Origin of the sequence: Burkholderia sp. LA-2-3-30-S1-D2, from assembly GCF_001523915.2 — a bacterium.
Taxonomy (GTDB): Bacteria; Pseudomonadota; Gammaproteobacteria; order Burkholderiales; family Burkholderiaceae; genus Burkholderia; species Burkholderia diffusa.
Genome location: NZ_CP013383.1, coordinates 2,454,084 through 2,469,319, shown reverse-complemented (window position 1 = coordinate 2,469,319; position 15,236 = coordinate 2,454,084). Strand labels below are relative to the sequence as shown.

Genomic DNA, 15,236 nt, shown 5'->3' with positions numbered 1-15,236 from the left:
CATGGTGTCCCGTCGACAATTTCTCAGCGGCTCGGGCGCCGCGCTGCTCGGTGCGGCGATGGTCAGCAAGGCCGGTGCGGCGTCGCTGCCCGAAGCGCCCACGATGGCGAAGGCCGGCACGCAGCCGCCGCTCGTGCCGCCCAACGGCCGCCCGTACACGCCTGTCGCGACGCTGAACGGCTGGACACTGCCGTGGCGAATGAAGAACGGCTGGAAGGAATTCCACCTGACGGCCGAGCCCGTCGTGCGCGAGATGGCGCCCGGGATGAACGCGAACCTGTGGGGCTACAACGGCCAGTCGCCAGGCCCGACGATCGAGGCCGTCGAAGGCGACAAGGTCCGGATCTTCGTGACGAACCGGCTGCCCGAGCACACGACGATCCACTGGCACGGGCTGCGGCTGCCCAACGGGATGGATGGTGTCGGGGGCCTCACGCAGCCGCACATTCCGCCGGGCAAGACCTTCGTCTACGAGTTCCAGCTGGAGGCGCACGGCACGTTCATGTATCACCCGCATGCCGACGAAATGGTGCAGATGGCGATGGGGATGATGGGCATGTTCATCGTGCACCCGAAGGATCGCGCGACGATGCCGGTCGATCGCGACTTCGTCTTTCTGCTCGCCGCGTACGACATCGATCCGGGCAGCTACACACCGCGCGTGAACGAGATGACGGACTTCAACATGTGGACGTTCAACTCGCGCGTGTTCCCGGGCATCGACCCGCTGCCGGTGCGGGCGGGCGACCGCGTGCGGATTCGTTTCGGCAACCTGACGATGACGAACCATCCGATCCACCTGCACGGCTACAGCTTCGAGGTGGCCGGTACCGACGGCGGCTGGATTCCGCCGGCGGCGCGCTGGCCGGAGGTGACGGCGGATGTCGCCGTCGGCCAGATGCGCGCGATCGAGTTCACCGCCGATCGCCCGGGCGACTGGGCGTTCCATTGCCACAAGTCGCATCACACGATGAATGCGATGGGGCATCAGGTGCCGAACCTGATCGGCGTGCCGCAGAAGGACCTCGCGAAGAAGATCGGCAAGCTCGTGCCCGACTACATGGCAATGGGCAGCACGGGCGGCGCGATGGGCGGCATGGAAATGCCGCTGCCCGACAACACGCTGCCGATGATGACGGGCACCGGCCCGTTCGGGCCGCTGGAGATGGGCGGCATGTTCACGGTGCTGAAGGTCCGGCAGGGGCTCGGCCGCAACGACTATCGCGATCCGGGCTGGTTCCGGCATCCGAAGGGCACCGTCGCGTACGAATACACCGGCGAATTGCCGGACGGTTGAGCCGCGGGCAGCATGCGGCGGCCGTGACGATGCGGCCGCCGGTTTTCGTTTCATTCACTCAGGAGCACGCACGATGAAGAAGGAACTGGTTTCGATTGCAACGGGTTGCATGCTGGCGTTTTCCGCCGCGTCGTACGCGGCCGGCGACATGGCCGGCATGGATATGAGCGGCGGCGCGATGCAGGGCACCGCCGCAAAGCGCGAGATGTCGCACGGCGAGATTCGCAAGATCGACACGGGCACGGGCAAGCTGACGATCAAGCACGGCCCGCTGGACAACCTCGGGATGGACGCGATGACGATGGCGTTCAAGGTGAAAGACCCGGCGATGCTGTCGCAGGTGAAGGTGGGCGACCAGGTCGACTTCGTCGCCGAGGACGTGGGCGGCACGTTGACCGTCGTCGAGCTGAAGAAGCCGTGACGCCGGGCATGACCATGAAAATCACCACGCTCGGGCGGCTGGCCGCCCTCGCCGCGGCCGGCGCGATCGCCGCCGCCGTGCCGGCCGCGGCATTCGCGCACGGCAAGCTGGAAAGCGCCGCACCGGCGACGGGCAGCGCGGTCGACACCGCGCCCGACACGTTGCGGCTGACGTTCAACGAAGACCTCGAACCGGCGTTCAGCTCGGTGAAGGTGTCGGACGCGAACGGCAATGCCGTCGCGCACGAAAAGGCGAAAGTCGATGCGTCGAATCCGCGCGTGATGACCGTCGGGATACCGAAGCTTGCGCCCGGTGCGTACACGGTGCAGTGGGTGGCGATGACGGCCGACGCGCATCGCACCAAGGGCACCTATGCGTTCAGGGTGAAGGGGTGAACGAGGGCCTCGTCGGCCTTCTGAGGCTCGTGTCGGTGGCGATCCAGAACACCGGGTTCACCGTCATCGTCGGCGCGCTGCTCGGCAGCCACTGGCTCGCGCGCGGCGAGTCGGCATGGCAGCACGGCATCGCGCGGCGTCTCGTCGCGACGCTGCGCATCGCGTCCATCGTGTCGCTGCTCGCGAGCATCACCGCGTTCTGGGCGCACTGCGCGCTGATGAGCGATGTGTCGATGCGCGACGCCTGGCCGGCCGTCCGCGCGATGCTCGCCGGCACCGGCTTCGGCCACGCGTGGCTGGCCGGCGCGGTGTTCACGGCCGTCGTCGTGCTGCTGTCGTTGCTCCGGCGTGCGAACGACACGCGCTTTCCGTTCGTGATGTGGGCCGCGCTCGCAGGTGTCGCACTCGCGCGCAGCAACGGCGGGCATCCGGTCGACGCGGGCCTGTTCAGCGTGCCGATGTGGGTCGACTGGCTGCATCTGCTGGCAATCAGCGCGTGGGTCGGGCTCGTGTTCGTGACGGCGTTCGGCGTGATGCCGCGTCTTGCCGGCATGCCCGCGAGCGAACGCACGACCGGCGCATCGTTCGTGCAGTCGCTGTCCGATGCGTCGACGTACGCGTTGATCGTGCTGTTCGCGACCGGCGCTTACAACGGCTGGCGCGGTGTCGATACGCCCGCGAACCTGCTCGGGTCGACGTACGGGCAGATCCTGCTGTTCAAGCTCGCGCTCGTGCTGATCGCAGCGGCGCTCGGCGGACACAACCGGTTCTTCGAGATGCCGAAGCTGCTGGCCGCGCTGAAGGACCCGGCGGCCGCGACGCCGGCCGACCTGTTGCGACGGTTCGGCGCGGTGTTGCGGATCGAGGCGGTTGTGCTGGCCGGCGCGCTGATGGTGGCCGCCGTGCTCGTGTCGAGCGCGTTGCCGGGGACGGTTTAGCGCCACGGCCGGCAGGCGAAGCCGGTATCGGGAAATCGTCGGAACAGCGGCGGTTTTGATCGGAGGATTTCGCGCTTTCCGACCGTGAGCGCGATGTCGGATTATTACATCCATCTATCTTCTGGTTACTAACAACTGTCATCGAGCGCCGCTAAGCTTTCGCCATCCTCACAACCGGGATTCCCCGTCATGCGCTCGACAATCCGCCTGTTTGCCCCGCTATTGCTGCTGCCCACGCTTGCCGCACCGGTCTTCGCCGCCACCGCCGCTCCCGTCAGTCCGAACTGCGGCGGCAGCACGACGCCGATCGCCGACATCCAGGGGCCCGGCGCGCCGTCGCCGCTCGCCGGCCAGAACGTGTCGATCGAAGCGGTCGTCACCGCCGATTTCGGCGGCACGGACGGCTTCGGCGGCTTCTTCGTCCAGCAGGCCGACGCGCAGCGCCGCAACCAGCCGGGCGTCTCCGAAGGCCTGTTCGTCTATGCGCCGAAAGTGCGCGCGAAGGCCGGCGATCTCGTGCACGTGACGGGCAAGGTCGAGGAAAAATACGGGCAGACGCAGCTCACGCTGTCGGGCGCGATCGCGGTGTGCGCGAACAACCAGACGGTCATGCCGGCGACGCTCATGCTGCCGGTCGACAACCCGAACGCATTCGCCGCATATGAAGGGATGCGCGTGCGCCTGCCACAGACGCTCACCGTCACAGAAAATTACGAACTCGGCCGCTACGGCAGCGTGTTGCTGAGCAACGGCCGCCTGCGCACACCGACGAGCGTGGTGCCGCCGTCGCAGGCGCAGACGCAGATCGATGCAAACGCACGCAACCGGCTGGTCCTCGACGACGGCTCGAACAAGCAGAACCCGGCGACCGTGCCGTATCCGGCGCCGGAACTGTCGGCCGCGAACACGTTGCGCTCGGGCTACACCGTGCGCGACGTCGAAGGCGTGCTCGAGGTGCGCTACGGCGCATGGCGCGTGCAGCCGCTGCCCGGCGCGGCCGCGCCTGCTTTCGACACGCGTTCGAACCCGCGCACCAACGCACCGGCGCGCGATCCGAAATCGAACCTGCGCGTCGCGTCGTTCAACGTCCTCAACTACTTCAACGGCAACGGTCTCGGCGGCGGCTTCGATGATCCGAACAACCGCGGCGCGAAGAACTACCAGGAATTCCAGCGCCAGGAAGCGAAGATCGTCAGCGCGCTGAAGGCGCTCGACGCCGACGTGATCGGCCTGATGGAAATCCAGAACAACGGCTACGGCGAACTGAGCGCGGTGCGTCAGCTCGCGGCGAAGCTCGGCAGCAACTGGCGCGTCGTCGATCCGGGCACGTCGCGCCTCGGCGGCGACGCGATCACGGTCGCGATGATCTACGACAGCCGCGCGGTCGAACCCGTCGGCCGCGCGTCGACGCTCGCGATCGACGACAAGAACCGCCAGCCGCTCGCGCAGTCGTTCCGCCGGATCGGCGGCAAGCAGGCGTTGACGATCGCGGTCAACCACCTGAAGTCGAAGAACTGCCCGGACGCCGCGAACGACGACCTCGACCAGGGCGACGGCCAGGGCTGCTGGAATCCGACGCGCACGCGCGCGGCCGCGAAGCTGGCCGACTGGCTCGCCGGCAACCCGACGGGCGTCGCAGGGCAGGGCACGCTGCTGATCGGCGACTTCAACAGCTACACGTATGAAGACCCGATCCGCCTGCTCGAATCGCGCGGCTACCGCAACCTCGTGTCGCGCTGGATCGGCGCCAATGCGTACAGCTACGTGTACAACGGCGAAGCGGGCTACCTCGATCACGCGCTCGCGTCGCTGCCGCTCGCATCGCACGTGAAGGCCGTGCACGAATGGCACATCAACGCGGACGAGCCGCTCGCGCTGCAGTACACGCTCGCGTACAAGTCGGCCGAGCAGCAGAAGACGTTCTACGCGCCGGATGCGTATCGTTCATCGGACCACGATCCGGTGCTGATCGATATCGCGTTGCCGGGCAACGGGCGCTGATCGCTGAATCGCGTGTCTGAAGTACGGCGTGCGACGTTGCCGCACGTCGTCGCGCGGGCGGTGGTTGTGCCGCTCGCGCTGCCTCTCTCCCCCTCGGCCGTCACGTGCCCGATTCGCGATCGCTGTCATGCGATCCGGAATGCGTGGCGCGAATGACGGCTTCTTCATTGCGAATGCCCTCGCATTACGCATCGATGCCGCTTGGCGCACTCCGCGGTTTAATTCCAATGCCGGGTAAATAATTCCATGGCGTGTCCGGGAGATAATCAGAATCGGTATTTTTTGGACAATGCCGATTTTTATTCAATGAATCGCGCCAATCGATTCGGGATAATTAAAATGAAAGAAAAATCCTGTCGATCTGAAGGGCGTCCATGCGCAATCCCGAAGCCTGGAAGATTGTTCAACATACCAGAACGCCGCCGCATTCCAATAAAAACGACTCATATAACAAGCCAGGCGCGAACAATCGTGTTTTCTTTCAAATGCCAGACACTGATCGCCGTTTGCATCATAAGAGATTTTTTAATATCGGAATGATCTTTGACAACGCGGCGCAGCACCGCCTATTTTTGTGATGTCGTAAATTTTGGTCATACGATAAGTCGTTGAAACTGCAAAGGGGGCGGCGTTACCCGCATCATTCTCCGCCAGCAGTTTGCTGTGTCTGTATCAAGTTCAGTCTCTCGAAGAAATCCAGTCCCCAACCGCCGTCTGCCGACCGTGCAACGCGAGTGGCGGGTATGCCTGCGCGTTTTTCGCCGGCGATGGCGGCCCGTGTGAAGCGGTATCCGACCCAAGGACAGAGATGAAACCAGACAGGAGCAGTACCGGCAGCCGCCGCGCGCGTCGCGGCTGGCCGGCCGGGCTAGGCGCATTGACCGTCGTGACGCTCGTGCTCGCGGGCTGCGGCGGCGACGATTCGTCGTCGGTCGGCGCGTCGAGCCTCGCGCAGGCCACCGCCAGCCAGCAGGCCAGCGCGCAAGCGGCGGCGGACAGCCAGTCGCCGGCGGCGAACCAGCCTTACGTCGACCCCGTCGCCTATTCGATGAACGCGACTGACGGCCTCGCGGCCGCGCAGGTCTCGGAGAAGGCGGCGGTGATGCATTACCAGTGGAAATCCGGCGGCACGACGGTCAGCTACACGACGACCACGGGCCACCTGACTGCGCAGGACGCGAACGGCAACGCGGAAGCGTCGATGTCATACGTCGCGTACACCGCGCCGAGCACGAACGGCAAGCCGCGCCCCGTCACGTTCGTCTATAACGGCGGCCCCGGATCGTCGTCGATCTGGCTGCGCCTCGGCTCCTTCGCGCCGACGCGCGTCGCCACGCCCGATCCGCTGTTCGGCAACAACTGGCCGAACTATCCGCTCGTCGACAACGCGGAAAGCCTGATCGACACGACCGACCTCGTGTTCATCGACCCGCCGGGAACCGGGCTGTCGGAAGCCGTGCTGCCGAACACCAACCAGAAGTACTGGGGTTCGGACGCGGACGTCAACATCATGCGCGACTTCATCCAGCGCTACCTGACCGTCAACAGCCGCGGCACGTCGCCGATCTACCTGTACGGCGAGTCATACGGCACGCCGCGTACCGACATGCTCGCTCTGGCGCTCGAATCGGCCGGCGTGCACCTGACCGGGATCGTGCTGCAGTCGTCGATCCTGAACTACTTCGCCGATGCGGTGGAAGCGGTGGCAATCACGCAGTCGACCGAAGGGCTGCTGCTCGAGACCGATACCGTGGCCGGCTACCTGCCCGGTTATGCAGCGGTAGCGGCGTACTTCAACCAGGTGTCGCCGGCGCCGGTCAACCCGTATCTGTATGCACTGCAGACCGAGTTGTTCACGACGCTGATCTACAACCAGTTGCAGCAGTACTCGCAGTCGTGGGTGCTGAGCCAGCTCGGCATTCCGGATGCGCTCGGCACGCCGGTGTTCCCGAGCGATGCGACGCTGAAGCTGTGGTCGCTGCCGTCGAGCCTCACGCAGCAGGCGCTGCGCGGCTACTTCAACGCGAATCCGTTCGGCACAAGCCTGCTGCCCGGCACGACGATCGGCCGCTACGACGGACGTGTGTCGTTGCCGAACTCGGATCCGCGACTGCAAGCGGACGGCGATCCGTCGGACATCCTGATCTCGCAGCCGTTCACGAACGCGCTCGCGACGCAGATGCCCGACTACCTCGGCTACACCGCGCCGAACGCGACTTACCTGCCGCTGAACGACAACATCATCCAGGTGTGGGACTTCTCGCATGACGGCCAGCCGATGCCCGACTCGATCCCCGATCTGCTCGGCGCGCTGCAGCTCAATCCGAAGCTCCGGGTGCTCGCGGAAAACGGCCTTCACGATCTGGCGACGCCGTTCTTCAACACCGAGAAGCAACTCGCGCGGCTGCAGACCGTGAAGGGCCTGAACCCGAAGCTGCAGGTGAACTTCTTCCAGGGCGGGCATATGACGTATCTGGATGACGTGGCCCGTCCGCAGATGAAGCGCGACCTGAAGATCTTCTATCAGGGCAGGCGGATTCCGACGGCGCTGACGCTGCGCACACTGCCGCCGCCGTGGCCGGACGAGAACCCGGCCGGCACGCCGACCGGCAGCGTGCCGGGCGCGACGGCCGCGACGACGCTGGCGGTGGCACCGTAAACGACGAACTCCTTGCGAAAAGGAACCCTCTATTCATCCATTGAATGCGAGTGATCATGTCCCTAATCAACTTGATGCGGCGTATGTCTGCGTTGACCGTCCTCGGTGCCGCGATGAGCAGCGCCCATGCACTGCCGCCGCAGGCGGTGGCACCGGTGAAGCTGCCGCACGGCGGGCACGGTGTCGACGGTCCGTTCTTTCCTTCGACCCGCGTGGCGCCGATATTGCCGTCGACCGGCGCGACGCTGCAGCAGCAGGCGCAGCGGCGCGTCGACGCCCGGCTCGGCGGCAACACGGTGCTGAGCAACGGCGCGGCGGTGACGAAAGCGCAGGCGCAGAGCAGCGGGCTGGGCTTCGTCGCGAAGCACTTCGACGAGATCGATGCGAAACACACCGGTCGCGTGACGATGAGCGACGTGCGGCAGTTCATTCAGCAGCGACAGGTGCAGGCGGAGCAGGAACAGCAGGAGTGACGGCGTAGCGAGGTCGTGCGCAGGGTGGTGGCCGGTGCCGGCCGCCCCCTGCTGCGGCGGCCTGCTTTCAACCCGCCGCGGCGCATGTCCGGCCGCGGCTTTCTTCATGGAAGCTCGGTTCATGCGCAGGCAACGCGAAGCCGCGTCACGTATCACGTGATCGATGTTCGGCTTCCCGGTGCGCGTAACGCCGCGCCGTCGCCGACGGCAACTCGCCGAACATCGCGCGGTAGTCCTGCGCAAAGCTGCTCAGGTGCCAGAAGCCCCACTTCGTCGCAGCCGACGTCACGGACCCGCCGAGCCGCAGCTCGCGGCGAACGTGATTCAGCCGGACGGCGCGCAGATAGGCGATCGGATTCAGATTGAGCGTGTCGTTGAACGCATATTGCGCGGTACGCCGGCTGATGCCGAGCTGCACGCACAGTTCGGCGATCGACAGCGGGCACGTCGACGCATCCTGCAGCCGCTCCTGTACCGCGTTCACGAGCGACCAGTACTTCGTCCGCCGCGTCGCGAGGGCGTCCGCGTCCGGCGCGGGCATCGTCATCGCTTCGGAAATCGCATACAGCACGGTCCGCTCGAGCAGTTCGATCCGCTCCTGCGTCGTCACGTCCTCGATCAGCGTGCTTTTCGCGGCCGCGGCCATCGTGTGGCGCAGCAGGTCGCGCAATCGGTCCGCGACCTGGGGCGTCATCGGGATCAGCGGCGCGAAGGTACGCGCGCGCAGCGACGCGGCGAGCGTGCGCATCGCCTCCGTCGACAGCTTGTCGGGTTCGATCTCGACGTTCACGAGCACGTGCCGGTCGGGCGAATAGAATTCGAACACGGGCTGGCTCGAGAACACGTGCAGGCTGTCGCGCCCGCTCTTCTCCCCGCACATGCGTGCATGGCCTTCGAGTTCCAGCGGCACGGCCACCGCGATGCGGTCGGACGGCACCGCGCCCTGCTGCAGGATCACCTTGTCGAGGTCCTCGACCAGGAGCCGGATGCCGCCGAGCGACACGATGGACGACGAGCCATGAAACAGGCCGCCCGAGATCTGCGTGTAGTTGAGATCCCAGCCGTCGAAGATCCGCGCCTGTTCCTCCACGTCGGTGAACGCGCAGAACGCCACCGTTCGCGCAAACGGCGGGGCGCCAGAAAAATCGCTCGGATCGGCGGACGGCGTCATCGGAGTCGGGAAGGGGCGGGCCGGATCGATGCATTGTAGCCGCTGCACGAGCCGGTCAAAAACCCCGATGGCCCGATTCCCCGAAGAGACCCTCGCTTGCCGAAATCCGATAGTGAAAAGCCGGCTGGCGCAATACCTTTGGCACGAACGGAACACAACGCATCGCATCGCGCCGGCGCCGGGAGCATCCCGCTTCGTTGCCGGACGAACCGAACACGGCTGCCGGCGTGGGACCGGCGGCACACTTCTGGAGGGACGTCGATGGAGCTTCCACGTGGCGGATTCTGGCGGAACTGGGTGGGCAATCAGTCGTGCGTTGCCGCGCACATCGCGTCGCCGACCAGCGAGGCGGAGATCGCCGAGCTGGTGCATGCGGCGACGAGCCAGGGCAAGAACGTCCGATGCTCGGGATCGGGACATTCGTTCACGCCGGTCGTCGCGACGAGCGGCCTGTTGCTGTCGCTGAAGGACCACCAGGGCATCGTCGCGGTCGACGAGCAGCGAAAGCGCGTCACGGTGAAGGCCGGCACGCGGATCAACGCGGTGACGCGTCATCTGAAGGACATCGGCTTTTCGCTCGTCAACCAGGGCGACATCGATTCGCAGGCCATTGCCGGTGCGCTCGCAACCGGCACGCACGGCACGGGGGTGACGCTGAGCAATCTGTCGTCGCAGGTCGTCGGGATGCGGATCGTTCGCCCCGACGGCTCGATCATGGAGGTGAGCGACAGGCAGGACCTCGACCTGCTGCACGCGACGCAGGTGAACATCGGCCTGTTCGGCGTGGTGTCGGAGCTGACGCTGCAGATGACCGACGCGTTCTGGCTGCACGACCGCGTGTGGCGCGAGGACTTCGAGGCGCTGATGGAAAAGTACGACGACCTCGCGGCCACGCACCGGCATTTCGGTTTCTTCTGGTGCCCGACGTCCGAAAGCCGCCACCTGTACTGCCTGCCCGACACCGCGAAGGTGTCGAACGCGAAGAAAGACTACGACGTGTGCGAAATCAAGGTGATGGACATCACCGACGAACGCACGTTCTTCGAAGGCGAGCACGAGAAGATCGCGTACAGCGCCGAGGTCTATGCGATTCACTACGTCGCGAACTTCCACGAACTCGAATACGCCGTGCCCGCCGAACACGGCAAGGAAGCGCTGCGCCGCGTGCGCGACCTGATCCTCACGAAGCATCGCGACTGCATCTTCCCGGTCGAGTACCGCTTCACGAAGGGTGATCCGGCGTGGATCAGCCCGTTCAACAATCAGGACAGCGTAACCATCTCGTGCTCGGGCGGGCCGAACGGCGTCGACTACTGGCCGTTCCTGAAGGACGTCGACGACATCCTGCGCGATTACGGTTCGCGTCCGCACTGGGGCAAGCTGCACTTCACGAACCGCGATGACGTGGATCGCTGGTTCCCGAAGGCCGAACCATTCCGCGAACTGCGCCGCAGCGTGGACCCGGAAGGCCGTTTCCTCAACGATCATCTTCGGACGCTGTTCAGCTGAGCGGTCCGAACGAACCAGACTGGAGAGCGACGAATGAATGCCAAGATTGACGGGCGCCTGGCCGGCAAGGTCGCCATCGTGAGCGGCGGCGCGGGCGGATGCGGCGGCGCCGCGTCCGAACTGTTCGCCGCGCAGGGCGCGAAGGTGGCGATCATCGACCGCGACGGCGACGCGGCCGAAACGCTCGCGTCGCGGCTGCGCGATGCCGGCTTGCAGGCGATGGGCGTCGGCGCCGACGTGTCGAAGCAGTCGGAGGTGCAGGCGGCGGTCGATGCGGCACGCCGGCAGTATGGCAATGCGGACATCCTGTTCAATCACGCGGGCACGCTGATCGTCAAACCGTTCCTCGACATCGAGGAGTCGGAATGGGACTGGCTGATGGGCGTGAACGTGAAGAGCATGTTCCTGATGACGAAGGCGGTCCTGCCGCAGATGCTGGAACAGGGGCGCGGCAGCATCGTCTGCACGTCGTCGATCTCGGCCGTCTGCGCGACGCCCGGCGAGGTGCTGTATGACGCGACTAAGGGCGCGTGCCACATGTTCGCGCGGGCGATCGCAGTCGAATACCGCGACCGCGGCATCCGCTGCAACGCGCTGGCGCCCGGGTTCATCCGCACGCCGCACGGGATGCGCGAGCTCAAGGATCTGCAGGCGATGGGCGTGGACGCGACCGAAGCGGCTATCGCGGTGCAGCAAGGCCGGCTGTGCGAACCGTCGGAAGTGGCCGCAGCCGCGCTGTTCCTGGCGTCGGACGAATCGAGCTTCGTCAACGGTACCCATCTGTTCGTCGACAACTGTTTTTCCGCTGTTTAGGCCCCGATATTCGCAGGAGGCCGAAGGGCAGGCACGAATTCTCCAGGAGCGGCAGGTCCCGTCGAAGGTTCCGCAGCGATGCGGGCCTTCGATTTTTTTGCGGGTTCGCCGCGCGATGCGTCCTAGCGGATTGTCGTAATCCTTCTATCTGAACGAATTTGCGTCTGTTGGAATGGCAATGCCGAATCACCGTTCAGCCGGCATCGCGGGGCGGCATGGTTGATGACGTCATCGAGCGCCGGTCCGGCGCTCGGCTTCGCGGGTCCGGGCAAGTCCGGCATACCAGGGTCAATCCATCACTTTCTTTTGATCAATCATCATGTTCAATCGCACTACCAGCACCGTCGCCAACGTCGATCCGGAACTCTGGACTGCCATTCAGGACGAGAACCGCCGCCAGGAAGAGCACATCGAGCTGATCGCGTCGGAAAACTACACGAGCCCGGCCGTGATGGCCGCACAGGGCTCGCAGCTCACGAACAAGTACGCGGAAGGGTATCCGGGCAAGCGCTACTACGGCGGCTGTGAATACGTCGACGTGGTCGAGCAGCTGGCGATCGACCGCGTGAAGCAGCTGTTCGGCGCGGAAGCGGCGAACGTGCAGCCGAACTCGGGTTCGCAGGCGAACCAGGGCGTGTTCTTCGCGATGCTCAAGCCGGGCGACACGATCATGGGGCTGAGCCTCGCGCACGGCGGCCACCTGACGCACGGCTCGCCGGTGAACATGTCGGGCAAGTGGTTCAACGTCGTGAGCTACGGCCTGAACGAAAACGAAGACATCGACTACGACGCAGCCGAGCAACTGGCGAACGAACACAAGCCGAAGCTGATCGTCGCGGGCGCGTCGGCATTCGCGCTGAAGATCGACTTCGAGCGTCTGGCGAAGATCGCGAAGTCGGTCGGTGCGTACCTGATGGTCGACATGGCGCACTACGCGGGGCTGATCGCGGCGGGCGTGTACCCGAACCCGGTGCCGCACGCGGACTTCGTGACGACGACGACGCACAAGAGCCTGCGCGGCCCGCGCGGCGGCGTGATCCTGATGAAGTCGGAATACGAGAAGCAGATCAACTCGGCGATCTTCCCGGGCATCCAGGGCGGCCCGCTGATGCACGTGATCGCGGCGAAGGCGGTGGCGTTCAAGGAAGCGCTGTCGCCGGAGTTCAAGGCTTACCAGGAGAAGGTGGTCGAGAACGCACGCGTGCTGGCTGAGACGCTGGTCAAGCGCGGGCTGCGGATCGTGTCGGGCCGTACGGAAAGCCACGTGATGCTGGTGGACCTGCGCGCGAAGAAGATCACGGGCAAGGCGGCGGAAGCGGCGTTGGGCGCGGCACACATCACGGTGAACAAGAACGCGATCCCGAACGATCCGGAAAAGCCGTTCGTGACGAGCGGGATCCGTCTGGGTTCGCCGGCGATGACGACGCGCGGCTTCGGCCCGGCGGAAGCGGAGACGGTCGGCAACCTGATCGCCGACGTGCTGGAAGCGCCGGAAGATGCGGCGACGATCGAGCGCGTTCGTGGCCTGGTCGCGGAGCTGACCAAGCGTTTCCCGGTCTACGGCTAAGACGCGGCAATCGGGTTCGACCGCCAACGCGGTTGAACCTCGTTCGCTGCGACGCGACGTAAAACCATCCGGCTCGCAAACCGCGAGCCGGATTGTTGCGCTGTGCGCGAATCGGTGTCGCGTCACACGATCGGATCGACATTCGCCTCGAGTTCGCGAATGCGCGCGTCATTGCGCGTGTCCTTGAGCATCGGCGGCCCGGCGAAGGTCGTGCGCACACCGAAGCCGTACCAGATGATCATCAGTACTGCCACGAACGCGACGAGCACGTAGAGCACCTTCTCGTTGGGCGGCTGGATGCCGACGTACGCGAGCACGCAGGCGCCTACCAGCGCGAGCAGCGCGCACGGCTTCGACCAGATGCCCAGCCGGAACGGGCCCATTTCGGTCCACGTGCGGCCTTCGGCGAGCATCCCCGAGCCGATCGGCATCGCATACGAGATGAACAGGAACACGGCACTGCCCGCGCTCAACACCGAGAACGCGTCGCCGTACAGCGTGATGACGATTGCAAGCACCGCGCAGGTCCAGATCGCGGGCCCGGGCGTTCGATGATTGTGATTCACGCTGCGCAGCAGCTTCGACGCCGGCAGCCCCCCGTCGCGCGCGAACGCATACATCATGCGCGAGGTCGACATGATCGCGGCGAGCCCGCACACGTAGTTGATGAAGAACATCGCGAGCTCGAGGCACACGCGCAACGTCTTCGGAATCGGCGCGAGGATGGCTTCGAAGAAGCCGGTGCCCTGCTTCATCGCGGCGGTCAGGTCCGGCATGACCAGCACGAACGCGCACACCATCACGTAGCCGAACGCCGCGGACCAGAACACCGAGCCGATGATGCCGCGCGGCACGTTCTTCGCCGCGTCGTGCGTTTCTTCCGACGTGTGCGCGGATGCGTCGAAGCCCGTGATCGTGTAAGTCACCAGCAGCAGGCCGGACAGGAACGCGAGCGGCATGCTCTGTTTCGGCCAGGCGCTGCCGTCGACGTGCGTGTAATTGGTGAAGGTGACGAGCCGATGCAGGTCGAACGCGACCGGTGAGTAGACCAGGAGCGACACGACCAGCGCGATCGTCACGACGAAGATCAGGTAGCCGGACAGGTCGGTGATCTTGCTCGCGATCCTGATGCCGCGTGCGTTCAGGATTGCCTGCGACAGGGTGATGACCGCGATGAACGCGGTCTGATGCCACCATGTCAGGCTGTCCGGACTGACGCCGAACATCGGTGCGATCAGCGTCTTGAAGAACGGATCGTAGGTGCCGAAGTTGATCGCTGCGATCACGAAGATCAGGCCGATCAGGTTGAGCCATGCCGTCATCCACCCCCATTTCTTCCCGCCAAGGATGGCGCCCCAGTGATAGAGGCCGCCGGCGGTCGGAAACGCGGACGCGATCTGCGACATCGATACCGCCACGATCAGCGCGAACAGCGAGCCGAGCGGCCAGCCGAGGCCGATCGATGCGCCCCCGGCCGCGGAAAACGCCAGTTGAAACGCCGTGATGCCGCCCGACAGAATGCAGATCACCGAAAACGACACGGCGAAGTTCGAGAAGCCGTTCATGCGTCTCGACAGCTCCTGCGCGTATCCCATCTTGTGGAGAAGGCTTACGTCACTGTCGGTGCCCAAGTCAGGCTGGATTTTCGCGTCCATGTTCGCTCCGTCACGAATGTCCTGCATGGCAGGACCGTCATCGCTGCCCGGGCCCGGCACGGCGGCCCGCTCCTGGAATTCGTCGGCGGCACGCGACGTCATGGGTGAACGACGAGTCGCTTTCCGGTCCGATGCGGGAACGTTATGAAGCCAAATCTCGCGGCGCTATCGGATTTCGGCAATGCACCCGAAACTCCGGGCGGATGCACCGTTCGGAGGCATCGCATGCCGGGTTGAAGTTTTGTAAGAAATCCGTACGGATCGCGGATGGTCCGCGCTTGTCGAACCTCGATACCCGGGGAAAAGTGCCCGCTGGAGTGGCATCAACCCGCGTGGC

General features: G+C 65.2%; 13 protein-coding genes. 11 read left to right on the top strand and 2 right to left on the bottom strand.

Annotation, left to right across the window (positions count from 1 at the left end):
- Position 1: 1 nt before the first annotated feature.
- From WS66_RS11315 to WS66_RS11280, 8 genes are all read left to right on the top strand, one after another.
- Positions 2 to 1,297: a multicopper oxidase family protein gene (locus WS66_RS11315; protein WP_059608038.1), complete on the top strand. Its 1,296-nt coding sequence runs from the start codon at positions 2 to 4 to the stop codon at positions 1,295 to 1,297.
- Between the two features lie 73 nt (positions 1,298 to 1,370).
- Positions 1,371 to 1,718, top strand: a complete 348-nt coding sequence (locus tag WS66_RS11310) for a copper-binding protein (RefSeq protein ID WP_059608039.1) — start codon at positions 1,371 to 1,373, stop codon at positions 1,716 to 1,718.
- A 14-nt stretch (positions 1,719 to 1,732) separates the two neighbouring features.
- On the top strand, positions 1,733 to 2,113 hold the full coding sequence (copC, locus tag WS66_RS11305; protein ID WP_059608047.1) for a copper homeostasis periplasmic binding protein CopC: 381 nt from the start codon (positions 1,733 to 1,735) through the stop codon (positions 2,111 to 2,113).
- The gene (locus WS66_RS11300) at positions 2,110 to 3,051 is read left to right on the top strand and encodes a copper resistance D family protein (RefSeq protein WP_059608040.1); all 942 of its coding nucleotides are present in this window, start codon (positions 2,110 to 2,112) and stop codon (positions 3,049 to 3,051) included. Before copC ends, WS66_RS11300 begins: the two co-directional genes overlap by 4 nt.
- 189 nt (positions 3,052 to 3,240) lie before the next feature.
- Positions 3,241 to 5,052 carry an ExeM/NucH family extracellular endonuclease gene (locus WS66_RS11295; protein WP_059608041.1) on the top strand — a complete coding sequence of 604 codons (1,812 nt, stop codon included), beginning with the start codon at positions 3,241 to 3,243 and terminating at the stop codon, positions 5,050 to 5,052.
- A gap of 374 nt (positions 5,053 to 5,426) precedes the next feature.
- A complete protein-coding gene (locus WS66_RS33635) occupies positions 5,427 to 5,630 on the top strand; it encodes a hypothetical protein (protein ID WP_159086539.1) in 204 nt (67 codons plus the stop codon).
- Between the two features lie 230 nt (positions 5,631 to 5,860).
- Positions 5,861 to 7,711: a S10 family serine carboxypeptidase-like protein gene (locus tag WS66_RS11285; RefSeq protein ID WP_059608042.1), complete on the top strand. Its 1,851-nt coding sequence runs from the start codon at positions 5,861 to 5,863 to the stop codon at positions 7,709 to 7,711.
- A 44-nt stretch (positions 7,712 to 7,755) separates the two neighbouring features.
- Positions 7,756 to 8,184 carry a hypothetical protein gene (locus WS66_RS11280; RefSeq protein ID WP_059608043.1) on the top strand — a complete coding sequence of 143 codons (429 nt, stop codon included), beginning with the start codon at positions 7,756 to 7,758 and terminating at the stop codon, positions 8,182 to 8,184.
- A 145-nt stretch (positions 8,185 to 8,329) separates the two neighbouring features.
- On the opposite strand, the gene WS66_RS11275 is transcribed toward WS66_RS11280, so the two are convergent.
- Positions 8,330 to 9,355, bottom strand: coding sequence for a helix-turn-helix domain-containing protein (locus tag WS66_RS11275; protein WP_059608044.1), 1,026 nt, complete (start codon positions 9,353 to 9,355; stop codon positions 8,330 to 8,332).
- Between the two features lie 261 nt (positions 9,356 to 9,616).
- On the opposite strand from WS66_RS11275, the gene WS66_RS11270 reads away from it, so the two are divergent.
- From WS66_RS11270 to glyA, 3 genes are all read left to right on the top strand, one after another.
- Positions 9,617 to 10,864, top strand: a complete 1,248-nt coding sequence (locus WS66_RS11270) for a D-arabinono-1,4-lactone oxidase (RefSeq protein WP_059608045.1) — start codon at positions 9,617 to 9,619, stop codon at positions 10,862 to 10,864.
- Positions 10,865 to 10,897: 33 nt separating this feature from the next.
- Positions 10,898 to 11,677 (top strand): SDR family NAD(P)-dependent oxidoreductase, encoded by a 780-nt coding sequence (locus tag WS66_RS11265; RefSeq protein ID WP_059608046.1) that lies wholly within the window; start codon positions 10,898 to 10,900, stop codon positions 11,675 to 11,677.
- Positions 11,678 to 11,996: 319 nt separating this feature from the next.
- A complete protein-coding gene (gene glyA, locus WS66_RS11260) occupies positions 11,997 to 13,244 on the top strand; it encodes a serine hydroxymethyltransferase (protein ID WP_108064651.1) in 1,248 nt (415 codons plus the stop codon).
- Positions 13,245 to 13,366: 122 nt separating this feature from the next.
- On the opposite strand, the gene WS66_RS11255 is transcribed toward glyA, so the two are convergent.
- Entirely contained in the window at positions 13,367 to 14,899 is a 1,533-nt protein-coding gene (locus WS66_RS11255; protein WP_059601795.1) for an amino acid permease, read from the bottom strand.
- Between the last annotated feature and the right edge of the window lie 337 nt (positions 14,900 to 15,236).